Annotated in this window: 20 protein-coding genes; 6 read left to right on the top strand and 14 right to left on the bottom strand. The window is 60.0% G+C overall.

Annotated features, from left to right (window positions below; translation table 11 throughout):
• Position 1 precedes the first annotated feature (1 nt).
• Complete coding sequence (locus ACA061_RS25520) at positions 2-2,311, bottom strand: heavy metal translocating P-type ATPase (protein WP_497300254.1); 2,310 nt, start codon at positions 2,309-2,311, stop codon at positions 2-4.
• An 85-nt stretch (positions 2,312-2,396) separates the two neighbouring features.
• On the opposite strand from ACA061_RS25520, the gene cadR reads away from it, so the two are divergent.
• Positions 2,397-2,846 carry a Cd(II)/Pb(II)-responsive transcriptional regulator gene (gene cadR / locus ACA061_RS25525; protein WP_210553439.1) on the top strand — a complete coding sequence of 150 codons (450 nt, stop codon included), beginning with the start codon at positions 2,397-2,399 and terminating at the stop codon, positions 2,844-2,846.
• Between the two features lie 122 nt (positions 2,847-2,968).
• On the opposite strand, the gene ACA061_RS25530 is transcribed toward cadR, so the two are convergent.
• The 3 genes from ACA061_RS25530 to ACA061_RS25540 form a co-directional block, all read right to left on the bottom strand.
• Positions 2,969-3,940, bottom strand: a complete 972-nt coding sequence (locus tag ACA061_RS25530) for a thymidylate synthase (RefSeq protein ID WP_034153704.1) — start codon at positions 3,938-3,940, stop codon at positions 2,969-2,971.
• 50 nt (positions 3,941-3,990) lie between these two features.
• On the bottom strand, positions 3,991-4,806 hold the full coding sequence (gene lgt / locus ACA061_RS25535; protein WP_150602019.1) for a prolipoprotein diacylglyceryl transferase: 816 nt from the start codon (positions 4,804-4,806) through the stop codon (positions 3,991-3,993).
• 79 nt (positions 4,807-4,885) lie between these two features.
• Complete coding sequence (locus ACA061_RS25540; RefSeq protein WP_150616779.1) at positions 4,886-5,668, bottom strand: sulfite exporter TauE/SafE family protein; 783 nt, start codon at positions 5,666-5,668, stop codon at positions 4,886-4,888.
• A gap of 130 nt (positions 5,669-5,798) precedes the next feature.
• On the opposite strand from ACA061_RS25540, the gene ACA061_RS25545 reads away from it, so the two are divergent.
• Positions 5,799-6,545 carry an NRDE family protein gene (locus ACA061_RS25545; RefSeq protein WP_150616780.1) on the top strand — a complete coding sequence of 249 codons (747 nt, stop codon included), beginning with the start codon at positions 5,799-5,801 and terminating at the stop codon, positions 6,543-6,545.
• A gap of 339 nt (positions 6,546-6,884) precedes the next feature.
• Here ACA061_RS25545 and ptsP read toward each other — a convergent pair whose 3' ends face one another.
• A complete protein-coding gene (ptsP, locus tag ACA061_RS25550; RefSeq protein WP_150602022.1) occupies positions 6,885-9,164 on the bottom strand; it encodes a phosphoenolpyruvate--protein phosphotransferase in 2,280 nt (759 codons plus the stop codon).
• A gap of 22 nt (positions 9,165-9,186) precedes the next feature.
• The gene (locus tag ACA061_RS25555; protein ID WP_003229203.1) at positions 9,187-9,666 is read right to left on the bottom strand and encodes an RNA pyrophosphohydrolase; all 480 of its coding nucleotides are present in this window, start codon (positions 9,664-9,666) and stop codon (positions 9,187-9,189) included.
• 143 nt (positions 9,667-9,809) lie between these two features.
• Here ACA061_RS25555 and ACA061_RS25560 point away from each other — a divergent pair, with 143 nt between their 5' ends.
• Positions 9,810-10,466: a histidinol-phosphatase gene (locus tag ACA061_RS25560; RefSeq protein WP_497300255.1), complete on the top strand. Its 657-nt coding sequence runs from the start codon at positions 9,810-9,812 to the stop codon at positions 10,464-10,466.
• Between the two features lie 120 nt (positions 10,467-10,586).
• Here the strand turns inward: ACA061_RS25560 and ACA061_RS25565 are convergent, their stop codons facing one another.
• Together ACA061_RS25565 and ilvA are read right to left on the bottom strand one after the other, a co-directional pair.
• Entirely contained in the window at positions 10,587-11,006 is a 420-nt protein-coding gene (locus tag ACA061_RS25565; protein WP_497300256.1) for a DUF2269 family protein, read from the bottom strand.
• Positions 11,007-11,046: 40 nt separating this feature from the next.
• Complete coding sequence (gene ilvA / locus ACA061_RS25570) at positions 11,047-12,561, bottom strand: threonine ammonia-lyase, biosynthetic (RefSeq protein ID WP_150616783.1); 1,515 nt, start codon at positions 12,559-12,561, stop codon at positions 11,047-11,049.
• Between the two features lie 313 nt (positions 12,562-12,874).
• Here ilvA and rpiA point away from each other — a divergent pair, with 313 nt between their 5' ends.
• Positions 12,875-13,549, top strand: a complete 675-nt coding sequence (gene rpiA / locus ACA061_RS25575; RefSeq protein ID WP_150602025.1) for a ribose-5-phosphate isomerase RpiA — start codon at positions 12,875-12,877, stop codon at positions 13,547-13,549.
• Between the two features lie 145 nt (positions 13,550-13,694).
• Here the strand turns inward: rpiA and ACA061_RS25580 are convergent, their stop codons facing one another.
• From ACA061_RS25580 to ACA061_RS25595, 4 genes are all read right to left on the bottom strand, one after another.
• The gene (locus tag ACA061_RS25580; RefSeq protein ID WP_150602026.1) at positions 13,695-14,612 is read right to left on the bottom strand and encodes an SdiA-regulated domain-containing protein; all 918 of its coding nucleotides are present in this window, start codon (positions 14,610-14,612) and stop codon (positions 13,695-13,697) included.
• 183 nt (positions 14,613-14,795) lie between these two features.
• On the bottom strand, positions 14,796-15,719 hold the full coding sequence (locus tag ACA061_RS25585; RefSeq protein WP_497300257.1) for an SdiA-regulated domain-containing protein: 924 nt from the start codon (positions 15,717-15,719) through the stop codon (positions 14,796-14,798).
• 312 nt (positions 15,720-16,031) lie between these two features.
• Positions 16,032-16,697, bottom strand: coding sequence for a fumarylacetoacetate hydrolase family protein (locus ACA061_RS25590; RefSeq protein ID WP_497300258.1), 666 nt, complete (start codon positions 16,695-16,697; stop codon positions 16,032-16,034).
• A gap of 41 nt (positions 16,698-16,738) precedes the next feature.
• Entirely contained in the window at positions 16,739-18,133 is a 1,395-nt protein-coding gene (locus ACA061_RS25595; RefSeq protein WP_150616787.1) for a D-2-hydroxyglutarate dehydrogenase, read from the bottom strand.
• Positions 18,134-18,339: 206 nt separating this feature from the next.
• On the opposite strand from ACA061_RS25595, the gene serA reads away from it, so the two are divergent.
• The gene (gene serA / locus ACA061_RS25600) at positions 18,340-19,569 is read left to right on the top strand and encodes a phosphoglycerate dehydrogenase (protein WP_150602030.1); all 1,230 of its coding nucleotides are present in this window, start codon (positions 18,340-18,342) and stop codon (positions 19,567-19,569) included.
• A gap of 62 nt (positions 19,570-19,631) precedes the next feature.
• Here serA and ACA061_RS25605 read toward each other — a convergent pair whose 3' ends face one another.
• Positions 19,632-20,057 carry a DUF4399 domain-containing protein gene (locus ACA061_RS25605; RefSeq protein WP_150602031.1) on the bottom strand — a complete coding sequence of 142 codons (426 nt, stop codon included), beginning with the start codon at positions 20,055-20,057 and terminating at the stop codon, positions 19,632-19,634.
• Positions 20,058-20,192: 135 nt separating this feature from the next.
• Between ACA061_RS25605 and ACA061_RS25610 the strand changes: the two genes are divergently transcribed.
• Positions 20,193-20,762 carry a transporter substrate-binding domain-containing protein gene (locus tag ACA061_RS25610; RefSeq protein ID WP_210553431.1) on the top strand — a complete coding sequence of 190 codons (570 nt, stop codon included), beginning with the start codon at positions 20,193-20,195 and terminating at the stop codon, positions 20,760-20,762.
• Positions 20,763-20,877: 115 nt separating this feature from the next.
• Here ACA061_RS25610 and ACA061_RS25615 read toward each other — a convergent pair whose 3' ends face one another.
• Positions 20,878-21,363 (bottom strand): 2-thiouracil desulfurase family protein, encoded by a 486-nt coding sequence (locus tag ACA061_RS25615; protein ID WP_497300259.1) that lies wholly within the window; start codon positions 21,361-21,363, stop codon positions 20,878-20,880.
• Between the last annotated feature and the right edge of the window lies 1 nt (position 21,364).

Here is a 21,364-nt window from a genome sequence, read left to right on the forward strand (position 1 = left end):
TTTATTTGCGCAGCAGGCGCAAACCATTGAACACCACCAACAGACTCACGCCCATGTCGGCGAACACCGCCATCCACATGGTGGCGAGCCCGGCGAAGGTTACCCCAAGAAAGATAGCCTTGATCACCAGGGCCAACGCAATGTTCTGTTTCAGGATGCTGGCGGTATCGCGCGACAGGCTGATGAAGGCCGGAATCTTGCGCAGATCATCGTCCATCAGGGCGACATCGGCCGTCTCGATCGCCGTGTCGGTGCCCGCAGCGGCCATGGCAAAACCGATCTCGGCGCGAGCCAGCGCCGGAGCGTCGTTAATGCCGTCGCCAACCATGCCGACGCGATGACCCTGCTTGTACAGGTCTTCGATGGCTTGCAGTTTGTCGGTCGGCAGCAAATCGCCACGCGCTTCATCGATGCCAACCTGCGCCGCAATCGCCTGCGCGGTGTGGACGTTGTCGCCAGTCAGCATCAGGGTTTTCACGCCCAGTGCATGCAACTGACGGATCGCCTCACGGCTGGTCTCTTTTACGGTATCGGCCACGGCAAACAGCGCCAGCGGGCCAGACGTGTCGAGCAGCAGCACCACGGACTTGCCCTGTTTCTCCAGCGCGAAGAGCTTTTCTTCCAGTTGCGGCGAGCACAGGCCCAGCTCTTCAACCAGACGATGGTTGCCCAAGTGATAGGTCTGACCGTTGATATCGCCCTTCACGCCCCGCCCGCCGAGCGCTTCGAAGTTATCCACATTCAACGCGGCGAAGTTTTTATCCACAGCGGCTTTGGCGATGGCCAGCGACACCGGGTGATCGGAACGTCCGGCCAACGCAGCGGCAATCGCGGGGGCCATGGCATCGGCCGTCGAATCAAGGGACAGGTAATCGGTCTGCACCGGTTTGCCGTGGGTGATCGTCCCGGTTTTATCCAGCGCCAGATAGTCGAGCTTGAAACCGCCCTCCAGGTACACGCCGCCCTTGACCAGAATGCCTTTGCGCGCCGCTGCCGCGAGGCCGCTGACGATGGTCACCGGGGTGGAAATTACCAATGCACATGGGCACGCCACCACCAACAACACCAGCGCGCGGTAGATCCAGTCGAACCACACGGCGCCCATGAACAGTGGCGGAATGATCGCGACCGCCAAGGCAAATACGAACACCACTGGCGTGTAGATTTTCGAGAATTGATCGACGAAGCGCTGAGTCGGTGCACGTGCACCTTGGGCTTGCTCGACGGCGTGAATAATCCGCGCCAGGGTCGAGTTGTTTGCCGCAGCGGTCACTGCGTATTCCAGCGAACCTGCCTGGTTGATGGTGCCGGCGAAGACTTTGTCGCCCACGGTTTTCTCCACCGGCAGGCTCTCGCCAGTGATCGGCGCCTGATCGATGGTCGAGTTGCCGCTGACGACTTCACCGTCCAGCGCAATACGCTCACCGGGTTTAACCCGCACGCGGGCGCCGAGTTCGACGCTTTTCACTTCCTGTTCGAGCCAGGTGCCGTCAGCCTGCTGCACGGTCGCCTGTTCCGGGGTCATCTGCATCAGGCCGCTGATCGCGTTACGCGCCCGATCCAGCGAGCGGGCCTCAATCAACTCGGCCACGGTGAACAGGAACATCACCATCGCCGCTTCTGGCCACTGACCGATAAGGATGGCGCCGGTGACGGCAATGCTCATCAGCGCATTGATGTTGAGGTTGAAGTTTTTCAGGGCGATCCAGCCCTTTTTGTAGGTGGTCAGGCCACCGCTGAGGATCGACACCAGCGCGATAATCGCCACCACCCAGGTCGGCGCGGCGTTGGTGAAGTGGATGACTTCAGCCGCCAATGCGCCAACGCCCGAGAGAGCCAGCGGCCACCAGTGCTTTTTCACCGGAGCCGGCGCCTGCGCTTCGACGCCCGCCTCCAGCGGTTCGGCGTGCATGCCGATGGATTTGATCGCGTCGATGATCGGCGCGGTGTCCGGCAGATTGTGGGTCACGCCGAGCACGCGGTTGATCAGGTTGAATTCCAGTTGCTCAACGCCAGCGAGTTTGCCGAGTTTGTTCTGGATCAGCGTTTGCTCGGTCGGGCAGTCCATCGCCTCGATACGGAAACTGCTCAGCCGCGCGTCGGCACTGGTCTTTTCGCTGAGTTGCACCAATGCAGGCGCCGCCGCTTTCGACGAGCAGCAGGAGTCTTCGCTCGAATGAACCGGTGCAGGCGCAGCCGTTTTCGAGCCGCAGCAGGAATCGCCGCCATGGGCATGTTTATGCACAGGCTGCAGCTTATGACTGTGATCGTGCCCGTCGCCGGGCTTGTGGGTGTGCTGGGAATCGCTCATCGGGTCGCGTCCATGAAGGTGCCTGTTGCCAAGTAAAGACCCTGTAGCCACTATAGGGTCAAGCACCCTTTTGGAGATTGCCGTCATGAAGATCGGAGAACTGGCCAAACTGACCGATTGCGCCGTGGAAACCATCCGCTACTACGAACGTGAAAGCCTGCTGCCGGAGCCGGCCCGCAGCGACGGCAACTACCGCGTCTACACCCAGGCCCACGCCGAACGCCTGACCTTCATCCGCAACTGCCGCACCCTCGACATGACCCTCGAAGAGATCCGCAGCCTGCTGACGTTACGCGACAGCCCGCAGGATCAATGCGAAAGCGTCAATGCGCTGATCGACGAACACATCCAGCACGTGAAGGCGCGAATTGATGGATTGTTGGCGTTACAGACACAGTTGCTCGACCTGCGCCAACGCTGTGGCGAAGGGCCGATGGCCGATCAATGCGGGATTTTGCAGCGACTGGAAGTGAGTGGCGGGGTTGTGGCGACGGAAGTTGAGCATTCCCATGTGGGCCGTAGTCACGGCCATTGAAAACACCGAATATCCCTGTGGGAGCTGGCTTGCCAGCGATAGCGGTCTGTCAGCCACATTAATGTTAAATGTGCCGCCGCAATCGCTGGCAAGCCAGCTCCCACAGGTTTAATGGCAGACCTTCAGACCGCCATTGGCGCAGTCATCGGCGCGTGATGCTCGTAACCTTCCAGCGAGAAATCGCTCGGCTCCACCAGCTCCAGCCATTCCGGCTGATACACACCGGTCTTGGCAAACTCCGGCACGCGATCCGAGATTTTCAGCTTCGGCATGGCGAACGGCTCGCGCTTGAGCTGTTCGTTGAGCATGTCGAGGTGGTTCTCGTAGACGTGCGCATCACCGATGAAATAGGTGAACCAGCGCGGCGTGTAACCGGTGAGGCGCCCGATCAGGCTCAGCAGCGCGGCTCCCTCGGTCAGGTTGAACGGCGTGCCCAGACCCAGATCGTTGGAGCGGATGTAGAGGGTCAGAGAAATCTCTTTGGTCTCGACATTCGGGTGGAACTGGTACAGCAGATGGCACGGCGGCAAGGCCATTTCATCAAGCTGAGCAACGTTCCAGCCGTGGAACAGAATGCGGCGACTGCCCGGATCGTTGATGATCGTATCGACACACTGACGCACCTGATCGATGGCTTTGTACAGCACCACGTAGGCCTGGCCGTCTTCTTCGCCCTGAGCGATTTGCTTGTAGCCGTTGCTCAGGGTTTGTTCGATGGCGGCGGTGTTGCTCAGCGGGATCTGCTTGTACGCGGGCCATTTGCGCCATTGCACGCCGTAGATTTCGCCGAGGTCGTCGTCGCCCTGACGGAACGGGTTGGCCAGCCACTGCGCGTTTTCGTTGGCATTCTGATCCCAGACCTTGCAGCCCAGCGCACGGAATTCAGCGGCGTTGTTCACGCCACGCAGAAATCCGCACATCTCGCCGATGGCCGATTTGAAGGCCATCTTGCGCGTGGTGATCGCCGGGAAACCTTCCTGCAGATCGAAACGCAGCATCGCCCCCGGAAAACTGATGGTGTTGATGCCGGTACGGTTGGCCTGCTTGGTGCCGTTCTGAATGACGTGCGAGACCAGTTCGAGATATTGCTTCATGAATTACCTGTGTCCTTTGAGCCCCGGCGTCGCGCGCCGGGGTTCGTAGTTTAAGCCGTCGGCGCGAGTGGTGCTGCCGGCGCGCGACGATAGGCCAGCCAGATCAGGAACAACCCGCCGACGATCATCGGTACGCACAGCACCTGGCCCATGGTCAGCCAGTTCCAGGCCAGATAGCCTAACTGGGCGTCCGGTACGCGGACGAACTCGACGATGAACCGGAAGATGCCGTAGAACAGCGCGAACATGCCCGATACGGCCATGGTCGGACGCGGTTTACGCGAGAACAGCCACAGGATCAGGAACAGCGCTACACCTTCGAGCGCGAACTGATACAGCTGCGACGGGTGACGCGGCAGTTGCGCCGGATCGCTGAACGGCGGGAAGACCATGGCCCACGGCACGTCGGTTGCCTTGCCCCACAACTCGGCGTTGATGAAGTTGCCGATGCGCCCGGCGCCCAGACCGATCGGCACCATCGGCGCGATGAAGTCCATCAACTGGAAGAACGACTTGCCGTTGCGCTTGCCGAACCATACGGCGGCCAGCATCACGCCGATGAACCCGCCATGGAACGACATGCCGCCCTTCCACACTTCGAAAATCAGCGTCGGGTTGGCGATGTAGGCGCTCAGATCGTAGAACAGCACGTAGCCCAGACGTCCGCCGACAATTACGCCCATCGACAGCCAGAACACCAGGTCGGAAAGCTTTTCCTTGGACCAGGTCGGGTCGAAACGGTTAAGCCGGCGCGATGCCAGCAGCCACGCACCGCCGATGCCGACGAGGTACATCAGACCGTACCAGTGGATTTTCAGCGGACCGATGGCCAGGGCCACCGGGTCGATCTGCGGGTAAGGCAGCATTGCGACTCCTCGTTAGAGTTGAAAGCAGAATTCCCGGGCGACGCTGCCACCTCAGGATTAAGCCAGGATTGCCACGCGGTCAAAGCAGAAAGCTTAATCCCACGCAGAACAGCAAAGCGGCGAACAGTCTTTTCAGCAACTTCGCCGACAACCGATGGGCCAGCCGCGCGCCGAAACGCGCGAAGACCATGCTGGTCAGGGCAATGCCCAGCAGCGCCGGCAAATAGATAAAGCCGAGACTATGGGCCGGCAACCGCGCATCGTGCCACCCCAAAATCATGAAACTTAAAGCACTGACCAGCGCAATCGGCAGCCCGCAGGCCGACGACGTGGCGACCGCTTGTTGCATCGGTACGCTGCGCCAGGTCAAAAAAGGCACGGTCAGCGAGCCGCCACCGACGCCGAAAATCGCCGAAGCCCAGCCAATCACGCTACCGGCCGCTGCCAGCACGACTTTGCCTGGCACCGTGCGGCTGGCCTTGGGTTTGACGTCCAGCGCAAGTTGCACCGCGATCACCAAGGCAAACACGCCAATGATTTTCTGCAGGTTCGGACCGGAAATCGCTTCGGCAGTCACGGCGCCCAAACCAGCACCGATCAGGATCCCGACTGCCATCCAGACAAATATCGGCCACTGCACCGCGCCTCGTCGATGATGCTCACGCACGGCATTGACCGAGGTGAAGATGATCGTCGCAAGCGAAGTACCGACCGCCAGATGCGTGAGGATCGACTGATCAAAGCCCTGCAAGGTGAAACTGAACACCAGCACCGGGACAATGATGATCCCGCCGCCAACCCCGAACAGCCCGGCCAACACGCCCGCACAGGCGCCCAGCGCCAGATAAAGCAGAAATTCCATGACCGTCTCCCTGACGCATCCGCAAAACCGGAGCGGCATGGTAACGGATGCACACCCTTCCGCTCCACTTGCGATGGATGCACGGACGCCGGATGCGTAGAGTGAGCAAAAAACACACAAGGACCACCTTATGTGCCTGATCGTTTTTGCCTGGCGCCCGGACCACGCTCAACCGTTGATCGTCGCAGCCAACCGTGACGAGTTCTACGCCCGCCCGAGCCTGCCGCTGGCGCAATGGCCGCAGGCGCCGCACGTGCATGCCGGGCGTGATCTCGAGGCGGGGGGCACCTGGCTGGGGATCGGTGCCAATGGGCGCTTTGCCGCATTGACCAATATTCGTGACCCGCATCAGCCACCGGCGCGTAAATCGCGGGGCGAGCTGGTGGCCGGGTTTCTCACGGGGGATCAGTCGCTGGAGGATTATCTGACTGACGTGGTCGACCGTTCGCCGGACTACGCAGGTTTCAACCTGCTGCTGGGCAACAACCATGAACTGTGGCACTTCAATGCGCGGATGTCCGAGCCGGTGATGCTGGAATCCGGGGTCTACGGGTTATCCAATGCCGGACTGGATACGCCGTGGCCGAAGTTGCTCAAGGCCAAGGCAGCGTTGAGCGCGGTGCTGGATGACCCGACGCCTGCGCGGTTGCTGGCGTTATTGAGCGATGCCCAGACGGCGCCGTTTGCCGAGCTGCCGGATACCGGCGTGGGGCTTGCGACTGAATCACTGCTGTCGAGCGTGTTTATTGCCAGCCAGAGTTACGGGACGCGGGCGAGTACGGCGCTGATTGTGCAGGCGGATGGGACGCGGCGGATGGTTGAGCGCAGTTTTGGGCCGTATGGCGGGCATCTGGGCGAGGTGGAGATTTTGATTTAGGCGGCGTCTGGACTGACGCCATCGCTGGCAAGCCAGCTCCCACAGGTTTCTTGGGTGTTCACAGATGTCGTGTTCACTGAAGATCCCTGTGGGAGATTTTGATTTAGGCGGCGTCTGGACTGACGCCATCGCTGGCAAGCCAGCTCCCACAGGTTCTTGGGTGCTCACAGATTTCGTGTTCACTGAAGATCCCTGTGGGAGATTTTGATTTAGGCGGCGTCTGGACTGACGCCATCGCTGGCAAGCCAGCTCCCACAGGTTTCTTGGGTGCTCACAGATGTCGTGTTCACTGAAGATCCCTGTGGGAGCTGGCTTGCCAGCGATGAGGCCATTAGCCTTTTAGAGTGCTTTGTTGACCGCCGGCGGATTCATCTTCGACAAACCGAGATTCTTCAGCGCCAGTTGCAGCGAGCTGTGGATAACTTGCGGGTTGTCGATGGTCATCAGCTCGGCCAGCAATTCCTTGGCCTTGCTCATGTTCACCTGACGCAGCATCCACTTCACCTTCGGCAAGTTGGTGGCGTTCATCGACAGGCTGTCGAAACCCATCGCCATCAACAGCACCGCCGCTGCCGGATCACCGGCCATCTCGCCGCAGATACTGACCGGCTTGCCTTCGGCATGGGCGTCACGCACCACGTTCTGCAAGGCTTGCAGCACGGCCGGGTGCAGGTAGTCGTAGAGGTCGGCGACGCGCGGGTTGTTGCGGTCGACTGCCAGCAGGTACTGGGTCAGGTCGTTGGAGCCGACCGACAGGAAGTCCACTTGCCGCGCCAGCTCCTTGGTCTGGTACACCGCTGCCGGAATCTCGATCATCACGCCAATCGGCGGCATCGGCACGTCGGTGCCTTCGTCGCGCACTTCGCCCCAGGCCCGGTGGATCAGGTGCAGGGCTTCTTCGAGTTCGTGGGTGCCGGAGATCATCGGCAGCAGAATGCGCAGGTTGTTCAGGCCTTCGCTGGCCTTGAGCATCGCGCGAGTCTGCACCAGGAAGATTTCCGGGTGGTCGAGGGTGACGCGAATGCCGCGCCAGCCGAGGAACGGGTTGTCTTCCTTGATCGGGAAGTACGACAGCGACTTGTCACCGCCGATGTCGAGGCTGCGCATGGTCACCGGTTGCGGGTGGAACGCGGCGAGCTGCTCACGGTAGATCGCCAGTTGTTCTTTTTCGCTCGGGAAGCGCTGGTTGATCATGAACGGCACTTCGGTGCGGTACAGACCGACACCTTCGGCGCCGCGCTTCTGCGCCCGCGCCACGTCCGCCAGCAGGCCGGTGTTGACCCACAGCGGCATGCGGTGACCATCGAGGGTCACGCAGGGCAGGTCGCGCAGGGTGTCGAGACCCAGCGCCAGTTGTTTCTCTTCTTCCACCACCTCGGCGAACTGCTTGCGCAGCACTTCGCTGGGGTTGGTGTAGACCTCGCCGCGGGTGCCGTCGACGATCAATTCGATACCGTCGACCTTGGCGTACGGCAGGTCGACCAGACCCATCACCGTCGGAATGCCCATGGCCCGGGCCAGGATCGCGACGTGGGAGTTACCCGAACCGAGTACCGAAACCAGACCGACCAGCGTGCCTTCCGGCACTTCGCCGAGCATCGCCGGGGTCAGCTCTTCGCTGACCAGAATGGTTTTTTCCGGGTAGACCAGATTCTGCTGGCGCTCTTCCTGCAAGTAGGCGAGCAGGCGGCGACCGAGGTCCTTGACGTCCGACGCCCGCTCGCGCAGGTAGGCGTCGTCCATCAGTTCAAAACGGTTGACGTGTTCGGTGACCACTTGGCGCAGTGCGCCCTGGGCCCACTGGCCGGTCTTGATCACCGTGGTGATTTCGCTGCCCAGCGAGGCATCGTCGAGCATCATCAGGTAGACGTCGAACAGCGCGCGCTCTTCCGGGCGCAATTGGGTCGCCAGTTTGGCGGACAGGGCGCGCATGTCGGCGCGCACGCCTTCGATGGCAGTCTTGAACAAGCCAAGTTCGGCGTTGATGTCGGTGATGGTCTTGTCCGGCACCACGTCCAGGTCGGCAGGCGGCAGCATGACCACCGCGGTACCGACCGCTGCACCCGGCGAGCCCGGCACGCCGACGAACTTGGCTTCCTGAATACCCTTGCCCTGACGACCCAGCCCCCGGATCGAACCGGTGGCCTCGGCGTGGGCGATAACGCCTGCGAGCTGCGCGCTCATGGTCACGAGGAAGGCTTCTTCACCTTCGTCGAACTGACGACGCTCTTTCTGCTGGATAACCAACACGCCGACGACGCGGCGGTGGTGAATGATCGGTGCACCGAGGAACGAGGCATAACGCTCCTCGCCGGTTTCGGCGAAGTAGCGATAGCGCGGGTGATCCGCGGCGTTTTCGAGGTTCAGGGGTTCTTCACGCGTGCCGACCAGACCGACCAGACCTTCGTTGGGTGCCATGCTGACCTTGCCGATCGAGCGCTTGTTCAAGCCCTCGGTGGCCATCAGGACGAAGCGGTTGGTCTCGGGATCAAGCAGGTAGACCGAGCAGACCTGGCTGCCCATGGCCTCTTTGACGCGCAACACAATAATCCCCAACGCCGCCTTGAGATCCTTGGCGGAGTTAACTTCCTGGACGATCTTGCGCAGCGTATTGAGCATGGCTCGGGGTCGAACTCCGTCGTCAGTCGCGCGCTAAAAGGCGCGGGGCAAGCTCTTTGAGGGCGCGGCGATACACCTCGCGCTTGAATGTCACCACCTGGCCCAACGGATACCAATAGCTGACCCAACGCCAGCCATCGAACTCCGGTTTACCGGTCAAATCCATCCGCACCCGCTGCTCGTTGGAGATCAGGCGCAGGAGAAACCATTTCTGTTTCTGGCCGATGCACAGCGGTTGGCTGTGGGTACGCACCAGACGTTGCGGCAAACGATAGCGCAACCAGCCTCGGGTACAGGCCAGTATTTCAACATCTTCACGTTCCAGGCCAACTTCTTCGTTCAGCTCGCGGTACAAGGCGTCTTCCGGCGTCTCCTCAGGGTTGATTCCCCCTTGCGGAAACTGCCAGGCATCTTGATTGATACGGCGAGCCCATAGCACCTGGCCGGCGTCATTCGTCAGAATGATCCCGACATTGGGGCGGAAACCATCGGGGTCGATCACGGGCACAACCTCGCAAACGCATGTCGCCGCATTGTTCCACAAAGGTTCATAAGGCGGCAACGAAGCTTCCTACCTTATGTGCACTCTTGTGAAAAGACCGTATTCTTGTCGCCTTTTTACAGACTTATCAGCGGGTAACTGCAATGCGCCTGGCTCTATTCGATTTGGACAACACCCTTCTGGGCGGCGACAGCGATCACGCCTGGGGCGACTATCTGTGCGAGCGCGGCTTCCTCGACCCGGTGGCGTACAAGACGCGCAACGACGAGTTCTATCAGGATTACCTGGCCGGCACGCTGGATAACGCCGCGTATCTGAACTTCTGCCTGGAGATCCTCGGCCGCACCGACATGGCCGTGCTCGATCAATGGCACCGCGACTACATGCGCGACTGCATCGAGCCGATCGTGCTGCCCAAGGCGCTGGAACTGCTGAAAAAGCACCGCGACGCCGGCGACAAACTGGTGATCATCACGGCGACCAACCGCTTCGTCACCGCGCCGATCGCTGCGCGTTTGGGTGTTGAAACCCTGATCGCCACCGAATGCGAAATGGTGGATGGCCGCTACACCGGGCGCAGCACCGACGTTCCGTGCTTCCGTGAAGGCAAGGTAACGCGCCTGAATCGTTGGCTGGAAGAGACCGGGTATTCGTTGCAAGACAGCTACTTCTACAGCGATTCGATGAATGACCTGCCGCTGCTGGAGCAGGTGGCGAATCCGGTAGCGGTGGATCCGGATCCTAATTTGCGCGCTGAAGCCGAGAAGCGTGGGTGGCCGGTAATGACTCTGCGCGACTGATGACGCCATCGCTGGCAAGCCAGCTCCCACAGGTTTCTCGGTCGTCCACATAATCTGTGTTCACCGAAAATCCCTGTGGGAGCTGGCTTGCCAGCGATTGGGGTAACGCGATCTCAAGCCTTAAACCGGCTTGGCCCCCATCAACGCCGCAATGGCGAGAAATCCGATGCCGCTCACAATCGCCAGCGCCAGCGCCAGATTGAATTTGCGGTTGCCCACTCCGGTTGTCCACAGCCGATTAAGCCGAACGAGCAGCCAGACCGCACTGAACGTCGCCACGGCATAGATCACGCTGGACCCCAGAATCCAGAACTGCCCCAGCGGCCAGCCGATCAGGTGCACCAGCCACCAGCCGGTGAAAGGCATGCTCAGCATACCGATCAGCATCAAACACCAGATAAACAGCCAGGGACGCTGCATCGTGCTGGCCGGCCCTTCGCTGCGATTACGCCAGGTCAGAGCGGCAAGCCCCAGCCCGCTCGCGAGTATGACCACGGTCGCCGCGACGTGAAGGACTTTCAGGGTTGTCAGGGTTTCCATGTATTTCTCTTCCTTGGGTCATGCCCATCAGCGTAGCCGTTCAGCCAAGAAACAGCTGATAGGCCGGGTTGTCGCTCTCGTCCCAGTACGGGTAGCCGATTTCCGCCAGCGCCGCCGGCACCAGATGACGTTCATCGTGGGGTACTTGCAGGCCCGCGACCACTCGGCCGTCCGCCGCGCCATGGTTGCGGTAGTGGAACATCGAGATATTCCAGCGCCCGCCGAGCTTGTTGAGAAAGTTGAACAGCGCACCCGGGCGTTCCGGGAACTCGAAGCGCAGCACCACTTCATCAACCACGTGCGCCGCGCGCCCGCCGACCATATGGCGGATGTGCAACTTGGCCAGTTCGTTGTCGGTCAGGTCCAGCACCGGGAAACCCTGCTCGGTCAGGCTCGCCAGCAATGCACTGCGCGGGTCGTTCTCCGGGTGCGTCTGCACGCCAACGAAGATGTGCGCTTCGCTGCCGGTGTTGTAGCGGTAGTTGAATTCGGTGATCTGGCGCTTGCCGATGGCCTCGCAAAACGCCTTGAAGCTGCCGGCCTTCTCGGGGATGGTCACGGCGATGATCGCTTCGCGGCCCTCGCCCAGTTCGGCACGCTCGGCAACGTGGCGCAGGCGGTCGAAGTTGACGTTGGCACCCGAGTCGATGGCAACGAAGGTCTTGCCGCTGACGCCGCGCTGTTCGACGTATTTCTTGATCCCGGCCACACCCAAGGCGCCGGCAGGTTCGGTGATCGAGCGGGTATCGTCGTAGATATCCTTGATCGCCGCGCAGATTTCGTCGGTGCTCACGGTGATCACTTCATCGACATAGTCTTTGCAGATATCGAAGGTGTGCTGACCAATCTGTGCCACCGCCACGCCGTCGGCGAAAATGCCCACGGTTGGCAGCACGACGCGCTCACCGGCGGCCATCGCCGCTTGCAGGCAGTTGGAATCGTCCGGCTCGACGCCGATGACTTTAATGTCCGGGCGCAGGTATTTCACGTAAGCAGCGATGCCGGCAATCAACCCGCCGCCACCGACCGGGACGAAAATCGCGTCCAGCGGTTGCGGGTGCTGGCGCAGAATCTCCATCGCCACAGTGCCCTGCCCGGCAATGGTGTGCGGATCGTCGTACGGGTGGATGTAGACGTAGCCTTTTTCGTCGACCAGTTTCAGCGAGTAGGCCAGGGCTTCCGGGAACGAATCACCGTGCAGCACCACTTTGCCGCCGCGCGAACGCACGCCTTCGACCTTGATTTCCGGGGTGGTCTTGGGCATGACGATGGTAGCTTTCACGCCCAGCACTTTCGCCGCCAGGGCCAGACCTTGCGCATGGTTGCCCGCCGACGCGGTGACCACGCCACGGGCGCGCTCTTCGTCGGTCAATTGGGTCAACTTGTTGTAGGCGCCGCGAATCTTGAAGGAGAACACCGGCTGCAAGTCTTCGCGCTTGAGCCAAATGTCATTGCCCAGCCGCTCGGAGAGCTGGCGAGCATTCTGCAGCGGGGTTTCTACGGCAACGTCATAAACGCGCGAGGTGAGGATCTTTTTGACGTACTGTTCGAGCATCGGAAAGCATCACTGAGCGGGTTGGGCGGGACCACGGAGTCTAACCCGGCTTTCGGGCGGGCGACCACACTAAACAGGTGGTTTTAAGGTCTGGAAACCCATTCTTGAGTGAGCACCATTGTGGCGAGGGGATTTATCCCCGTTGGAGTGCGAAGCGCTCCCCGGCATTCTTTCAGAGATACCGCGCTCTCAGATTTTACGACGGCTGCGCCGCCGAACGGGGATAAATCCCCTCGACACAGGAGGTTTTAGCCTGGCATGGGGCTATAATGCCGGCCTTTCCGTTCTCCCCTTGCCCGCTTCCGGAGCCCGCATGACCCAGGATCAACTCAAACAGGCAGTGGCGCAGGCCGCCGTCGACTTCATCCTTGCGAAACTCGACGACAAAAGCATCGTCGGTGTCGGCACCGGCTCCACCGCCAACTGCTTCATCGACGCGCTGGCAAAGCACAAGGGCGCGTTCGATGGCGCAGTCGCCAGCTCCGAAGCCACCGCCGCACGCCTGAAGGGCCACGGGATTCCGGTGTATGAGCTGAACACGGTCAGCGACCTGGAGTTCTACGTCGACGGCGCCGACGAAAGCGACGCACACCTGAACCTGATCAAGGGCGGTGGCGCGGCCCTGACCCGCGAGAAAATTGTGGCGGCCGTGGCCAAGACCTTCATCTGCATCGCCGACGCCAGCAAACTGGTGCCGGTGCTGGGCGAGTTTCCGCTGCCGGTCGAAGTGATCCCGATGGCCCGCAGCCACGTCGCTCGTCAACTGGTGAAACTGGGCGGCGACCCGGTGTACCGCGAAGGCGTGTTGACCGACAACGGCAACATCATCCTCGACGTGTTCAACCTGCAGATCACCAACCCGGTGGAACTGGAAGCGCAGATCAACGCGATTGTCGGCGTGGTCACCAACGGTCTGTTCGCGGCGCGTCCGGCGGATTTGTTGTTGCTGGGAACGAGTGAAGGCGTGAAGACGCTGAAGGCTGAGTAAGCCCTGTCACCCCACCTTTGTGGGCAGACGAAGAAACCTGTGGGAGCTGGCTTGCCAGCGATGAGGCCATCACTTTCAACATCATTGTTGACTGAGAGGCCGCCATCGCTGGCAAGCCAGCTCCCACAGTGTTTTGTGGTGCTGGTTACGGTTGTGCTGGTTTTTTAAAGACATAGAACAAGTTCGGCTCACTCACCAGATACAACGTCCCGTCATCATCCATCGCAATGCCTTCTGCCTGCGGCACGGTTTTCTGCAAGCCTTGCCGGCCCTTGCTCAGCGACATGGTGCTCAGCGGGCGCCCGTTTACATCCAGCTCCAGAATCAGCCGCGACTCATCCGACAGCGCCAGTAGATGCCCGCTGCGCTCGTCGTATTGCAGGCTCGACAGATCTCGCACGAACATCCCGGCATCGCGTTTGGGGTTGTTGATCACGTGCACCGCGTAGGATTTTTCCGGATTGAAGTGCGGAAAGCCATGTACTTCATAGATCAGCATCGGGTCGCGTTCCTTGGCGACGAACAGGCGCTTGCCCACCGAGTCGTACGCCAGACCTTCAAATCCCTTGTTGCCGGCCATGTGCACACCGAGGGTCATCTGCTCGGCGTCCGCCGCGTCGAGGAAGGTGGTGTCTTGCTCCAGATGAATCTTGATCAGCCGCTGCTCACGCTCATCGGTGATCACGTAGGTATCGGCACTGATGAACTCGACCGCCTCCGCGTCGCCGAAGCCGATCAGCGCGATGCGCCGCAGAATCTTGCCCTCCAGCGACAGTTCGACCAGTTCGGAATTCTTGTTGGTCACGGTGAACAGGCTTTTGCGCACCGGATCGAAGGTCAGCGCCGAAACATCGTCATCCAGCCCATCAATGACCCGCGCCTCAATCTCGACTCGATACTGGTCCAACGCAATGGATTCACTGCTCAGCGGCTGCCATAACGTGTGCAGATTGAACCAGGCGCGCTCGAACAGGCGCATGTATTGGCCGATCGCGAGCAGCGCGATCAGGGCAATCACCGAAAGGATGAGCAATAGCGGTTTGGGGCGGGCAAGTCGACGCATTCGGGCGGGCTCGGATTCAAGGCAGGCGGATGAAATATCACGCCTGACTGAACTGAAGCTTAATGGCCACTTGCCTGCGACGACAAGTGAACCCTGTAGGAGCTGCCGAAGGCTGCGATCTTTTGATCTTATAAACAGCAAGATCAAAAGATCGCAGCCTTCGGCAGCTCCTACACAGAGGCACTACCTCTGCTTTTCGAAGCGATAGAACAGGTTCGGCTCGCTGACCATGTACAGCGTGCCCGCCTCATCCATGGTCACGCCTTCGGCGCGGGGAATGGTGTTTTTCAAGCCGTTGAAACCGCCGAGCAGGGTCATGAAGCTGACTTGCTCGCCCTTCTCGTCCAGTTCCAGCAACAGGTGAGAATCGGCGGACAGCACCAGCAGGTGGCCAGTGCGCGGGTCGGTTGCCAAGGCTGAGAGATTGCGGATATCCAGTTCATCGCTGGCCAGCTTCTGCTTGTCGCCCTTCAGGGTCTGACCGCCATCGCTTTTCCAGGTGAAAAGCTTCGGTGGTCGTTCTTCACCCAGCAGCAGTTGCTGGGTGCGCGGGTCCCAGGTGATTGCTTCGAAGGCCTTGTTCTGGTCCTTCGACGGGCCGAGGTCGTACTTCGGGAAATTGGCGATGTTCAGTTCACGGGTGTCGCTATCGACCTTGACGATCGACAGCATGTGCTGGCGCTCATCGATGATCGCCATCAGGCCATTTTCCATGACGGTCAGGCCTTCCGGATTGCTCCAGCCCACCAGTGGCATCTTGCGCAGCACCTCGCCTTGCAGGCTCAGCTCGACGAGGAACGGATTCTTGCCCATCACCGAAAACAGCGTTTTGGTCTGCGGGTTGTAGGCGAGGTCCGATGCTTCGTCCTTCTCCATGCCCGGCAATGACTTGGCATCGATCACCACCCGATAGTCCGGCAGCCAGATGCTTTCCTTTTGCTCGGCCGGGCTTTCAAAGCGTTCCAGCACCCACAGCAAACCCCGGTCATCCCAATGCATGGCAAACGCCAAGCCGTACGCGGCGGCAATCGCCAGCAGCAACCAGGAATACCAGCGCATGGCGAAACGTGATCGGCGTGGGGGTTTGAGCTGAGTTTGAGATGACATCAAGGGACGCTTTCCGAAAATTCAGGCTATGGGTAATAGCATAAAGAGGCCGGCTAAGACGCCAGAATTGCGGAAATTATCCAGACAGGATGTGAAAAAAACGGCAAATGGCGGGATTGGCGTGTGCGTTTGCAAAAGCGATCACATCGATGAATGCTGGGACTTGCTCTTGTGGCGAGGGGATTTATCCCCGACGGGCTGCGAAGCGGCCCCAAAAAGCCTGGGCCTGCTGCGCAGTCCATCGGGGATAAATCCCCTCGCCACAGATAAATCCCCTCGCCACAAAAGCTCACACCATCAGGAAATGGCGGGTTAGCGCACGCTGCTGCTGAAGCTGTTGGCGCCGACCAGTTCCAGCACGATGTCGTCGCCGACATTCAGCGGGCCGACGCCCGCCGGTGTACCGGTCAGGATCACATCACCGGCCTGTAGCGAGAAGCAGCCGGCCATGTACTGGATCATCGGCACGATCGGGTTGAGCATCGCGCTGCTGTTGCCGTCCTGACGCACTTCACCGTTGATGGTCAGGCGGATGCCGATGTCGGTCAGGTCCGCGAAGGTGCTGCCAACCACGAACGGCGCAAGCACGGCCGCGCCGTCGAACGACTTGGCGATTTCCCACGGCAGGCCCTTGGCTTTGAGCTCAGCCTGCTTGTCTCGCAGGGTCAGATCCAGCGCCGGGGCGAAACCGGAAATCGCATCCAGCACTTCTTCACGGCTGGGCTTGGTCGACAGCGGCTTGCCGATCAACACGGCGATTTCCGCTTCGTAATGCACCGAGCCACGCTCGGTCGGAATGCTGAAACCATCTTCCAGCGGCACCACGCAACTGCCGGGCTTGATGAACAGCAGCGGCTCGGTAGGCACCGGGTTGTCCAGTTCCTTGGCGTGTTCGGCGTAATTACGGCCGATGCACACGACTTTCCCGATCGGAAAGTGAATGCGCGTGCCGTCGACGTACTGGTGCTGATAGCTCATTTACCGACTCCTGCCTTCATTGATTCATCAAGAATTACAGATCAAACCGCGAAGATCTTGCCCGGGTTCATGATGCCGTTCGGGTCGAACACCGCTTTGACCGCTTTCATGTACTCGATCTCAACCGGCGAGCGGCTGTAGGTCAAGTAGTCGCGCTTGGTCATGCCCACACCGTGCTCGGCGGAAATCGAACCGTTGTACTTCTCGACGGTTTCGAACACCCACTTGTTGACGGTGGCGCACTTGGCGAAGAATTCGTCCTTGCTCAGGTTTTCCGGCTTGAGGATGTTCAGGTGCAGGTTGCCATCGCCGATGTGGCCGAACCAGACGATTTCGAAATCCGGATAATGTTCGCCGACAATGGCGTCGATTTCCTTGAGAAATGCCGGGACTTTCGAGACGGTGACCGAGATGTCGTTCTTGTACGGCGTCCAGTGCGAGATGGTCTCGGAAATGTACTCGCGCAGCTTCCACAGGTTCTGCAACTGGGTTTCGCTCTGGCTCATCACGCCATCCAGCACCCAACCCTGTTCAACGCAATGCTCGAAGGTTTCCAGCGCGCTGTTGGCCACTTCTTCAGTGGTCGCTTCAAATTCCAGCAGGGCGTAGAACGGGCAATCGGTTTCGAACGGTGCCGGAACATCGCCACGGCCCATGACTTTGGCCAGAGCCTTGTCGGAGAAGAACTCGAAAGCGGTGAGGTCGAGCTTGCCCTGAAAGGCGTGAAGCACCGGCATGATCGAATCGAAATCAGCGGTACCCAGCACCATCGCGGTGAGGTTTTTCGGCGCGCGATCCAGGCGCATGGTCGCTTCAACCACAAAACCGAGAGTGCCTTCAGCGCCGATAAATAGCTGACGCAAGTCATAACCGGTGGCGTTCTTGATCAGGTCCTTGTTCAGCTCCAGCACGTCGCCCTTGCCGGTGACGACTTTCATGCCCGCGACCCAATTGCGCGTCATGCCGTAACGAATGACTTTGATCCCGCCGGCATTGGTGCCGATGTTGCCGCCAATCTGGCTGGAACCGGCCGAAGCGAAGTCCACCGGGTAGTACAGGCCTTTTTCTTCGGCAACGTTCTGCAAATGCTCGGTGACCACGCCCGGCTGACAAACAGCGGTACGGTCAGTGAGGTTCACGTCGAGAATCTGGTTCATGTAATCGAAGGACACGACCACTTCGCCATTGGCCGCCACCGCAGCGGCGGACAGCCCGGTGCGTCCGCCCGAAGGCACCAGCGCGACCTTGTGCGCGTTGGCCCAACGGACAACGGCCTGCACCTGCTCGATGGTCTTGGGAAACACGATGGCGCTGGGCGCCGGGGCGAAGTGCTTGGTCCAATCCTTGCCATACGTGTTCAGGGAGTCGGCATCGGTCAGGACCTTCCCAGGCTCGACCAGGGTCTTCAGTTCATCAATCAGGGCAGGATTGGTCATCGACAGAACTCTCGAACAATTCATGGTCATCCTGAGAACGCTTCACGTCGCAGGAATGAGTGTTTAGCGGGGTGGCTATGCTAGCATACCGACCCCGCAGGCCAGTGCCCAAACGCCTGTTCTGCGGCGACGGCTTTCTTGCCGTGCGGGTCAGCTCCAGGCTGCTCCCTCCCTGCCATTTTTCTCCGGGATACAGGTTTACGCAGATGAGCAAGACTTCTCTCGATAAGAGCAAGATCAAGTTCCTTCTTCTCGAAGGCGTCCACCAATCGGCTGTCGACGTCCTCAAGGCGGCGGGCTACACCAGCATCGAATACCTGACAGGTTCCTTGCCGGAAGCCCAGCTCAAGGAAAAGATCGCTGACGCTCACTTCATCGGCATTCGTTCTCGCACCCAACTGACCGAAGAGATCTTCGATCACGCGAAGAAGCTGGTGGCTGTCGGCTGTTTCTGCATCGGCACCAACCAGGTTGACCTGAGTGCTGCCCGCGAGCGCGGTATCGCCGTGTTCAACGCGCCGTACTCCAACACGCGTTCCGTTGCCGAGCTGGTACTGGCCGAAGCCATCCTGCTGCTGCGCGGCATCCCTGAGAAAAACGCGTCCTGCCACCGTGGCGGCTGGATCAAGAGCGCGGCCAACTCCTTCGAGATCCGTGGCAAGAAGCTGGGCATCGTCGGCTACGGCTCGATCGGTACCCAACTGTCGGTTCTGGCCGAAGGCCTGGGCATGCAGGTGTACTTCTATGACACCGTGACCAAGCTGCCGCTGGGCAACGCGACGCAGGTCAACAACCTGCACGAGCTGCTGGGCATGTCCGACATCGTCACCCTGCACGTTCCGGAAACCGCTGCGACCCAGTGGATGATCGGCGAGAAGGAAATCCGCGCCATCAAGAAGGGCGGCATCCTGATCAACGCTGCACGCGGTACCGTGGTCGAGCTGGACGCCTTGGCGGACGCGATCAAGGACAAACACCTGATCGGCGCGGCCATCGACGTATTCCCGGTGGAGCCACGCTCCAACGACGAAGAGTTCGAAAGCCCGCTGCGTGGCCTCGACAACGTGATCCTGACCCCGCACATCGGTGGCTCGACCGCCGAAGCGCAAGCCAACATCGGTCTGGAAGTGGCGGAAAAACTGGTCAAGTATAGCGACAACGGTACGTCCGTTTCGTCGGTGAACTTCCCGGAAGTGGCCCTGCCGGCTCACCCTGGCAAGCACCGCCTGCTGCACATCCACGAGAACATTCCGGGTGTGATGATGGAGATCAACAAGGTTTTTGCCGAAAACGGCATCAACATCTCCGGTCAGTTCCTGCAGACCAACGAAAAGGTCGGCTATGTAGTGATCGACGTCGACGCCGAGTACTCGGAGCTGGCGCAAGAGAAGCTGCAACACGTCAACGGCACCATCCGTAGCCGTGTGTTGTTCTGATTAAGCGTCAAGCCACAAAAAAAGGGAGCCTTCGGGCTCCCTTTTTCATACGCGTCGAAACGTTACTTAACGTTGACGGTGATTTTCTTCGAAACGATTGTCGGGTCAAACGGCATATGGCCGCTGTCGCCAAGAATCAGTTGCAAGGTGTGTTTGCCGGGAGCCAGCTTGATGGTGGCTTCGGTCTGTGCCTTGCCGAAATGCATGTGGTGGGCATCGGTCGGGATCGGCGCGCCAGCCGCCGGCAGCTTGTCGACGTCGATCAGCAGGTGATGATGACCGGTGTTCTTGGTGACATCCCCGGCCGGCGCCAACGCGACATCCTTGGTGCCGAACTTGACCTTGAATTCCTGGGAAACAGTCGCCCCGTCTTCGGGAGAAACGATGAACACCTCGGCACCTTTCGGGGCCGGCGTCGCCGCACTGGCAAGCACCGAAACACCCATCAGCACACCCGCCAACGCAGCACGTGACATAAAGCTTTTCATTTTCTTCTCCAGTTTTTCCGTAAAATCCGCACGGTCATGACAACTTCATGACCATTCGTTGTCGAAGGCACTCGACAACCATAGCAAAGCGAGCCTGAATCAGAGCATCGCAATAATGATTTCAAAGGAGTGACCATGCGCCTTTTGCCTGGCCTGATCTGCCTGATACCCCTTCTGAGCCCGCTGGCTCATGCCGAATTGATTGATGACGTCAACGACCGTGGCGAGTTACGCATAGCCCTTGAGGCTAATACACCGCCGTTCAATTTCAAGGAAGGCGACACACTCGCGGGGTTTGAAGTCGAGCTTGGGCAATTGCTGGCCAGGGAGCTGGATGTGCGCGCCGACTTCATCGTCACCGACGCCGGCGATCTGCTCCAGGGCGTTGAAAGCGGCAAGTACGACGTCGCGCTCAATCACATAGCACTGACACCTGAACTCAAGGATCGTTTCGACTTCAGCGAGCCGTACAGCCAGATCGATTCACAGTTACTGGCGAAGAAGGATGAGCAGCCGCGGCCGATGGTGCTGGTGCAGGCGTTGACCGAAGCGAAGCCTGCAGTGAGTGCACCTGTGGAATTGGCGATACCGTTTCAGAAGGGTAACCCGGCATTTCGCGCCAGCCTTGAGAGTGCGTTGCAACGGATCAAGGCAGATGGGCGATTGGCGGCGTTGTCCGAGAAGTGGTTCACCGAAGCCAGGTGAACACAAAACCTGTAGGAGCTGCCGAAGGCTGCGATCTTTTGATCTTGATCCCTTGAAAGCAAGGTCAAAAGATCGCAGCCTTCGGCAGCTCCTACATGGGGTTTGCGCTGGACTTTTAATCGAGTTGGGTCAGAGCCAGCGCTGCTCGCGGCAATTCAAGCTCACTGAAAACCTGAACGCCATGGCGTTTCAGTAGAGCAGCAGTAACACCCTCACCACTGACCTTCACCCCACTGAACGTCCCGTCATACGTCAGCAGATTCCCACACGAAGGGCTGTTGGCCTTGAGCACCGCCACCCGTATTCCGTGCTTTTGCACCAGCTCCAGCGCCTGCCGCGCGCCATCCAGAAACTGCGCACTGACATCCTCGCCTTCAGTGGTCATCACCGCTGCAACACCATCGAGCACCTCACCACCCTGCCCGCCCGGAATCTCCGCCGCCGCTCGCGGCGTCGGCAAACCACCGGCCACTTCAGGGCACAACGGCACCACCCGTCCTTCGGCGATCCACTGCTCCAGCAGATCAAACGGCCCGCTGGCCCCGCCGTCGTAACGTACGCGGTGGCCCAACAGGCAGCGGCTGACCAGAATCTTTTGCATG

The sequence above is a fragment of the Pseudomonas sp. LBUM1668 genome, from assembly GCF_059695715.1.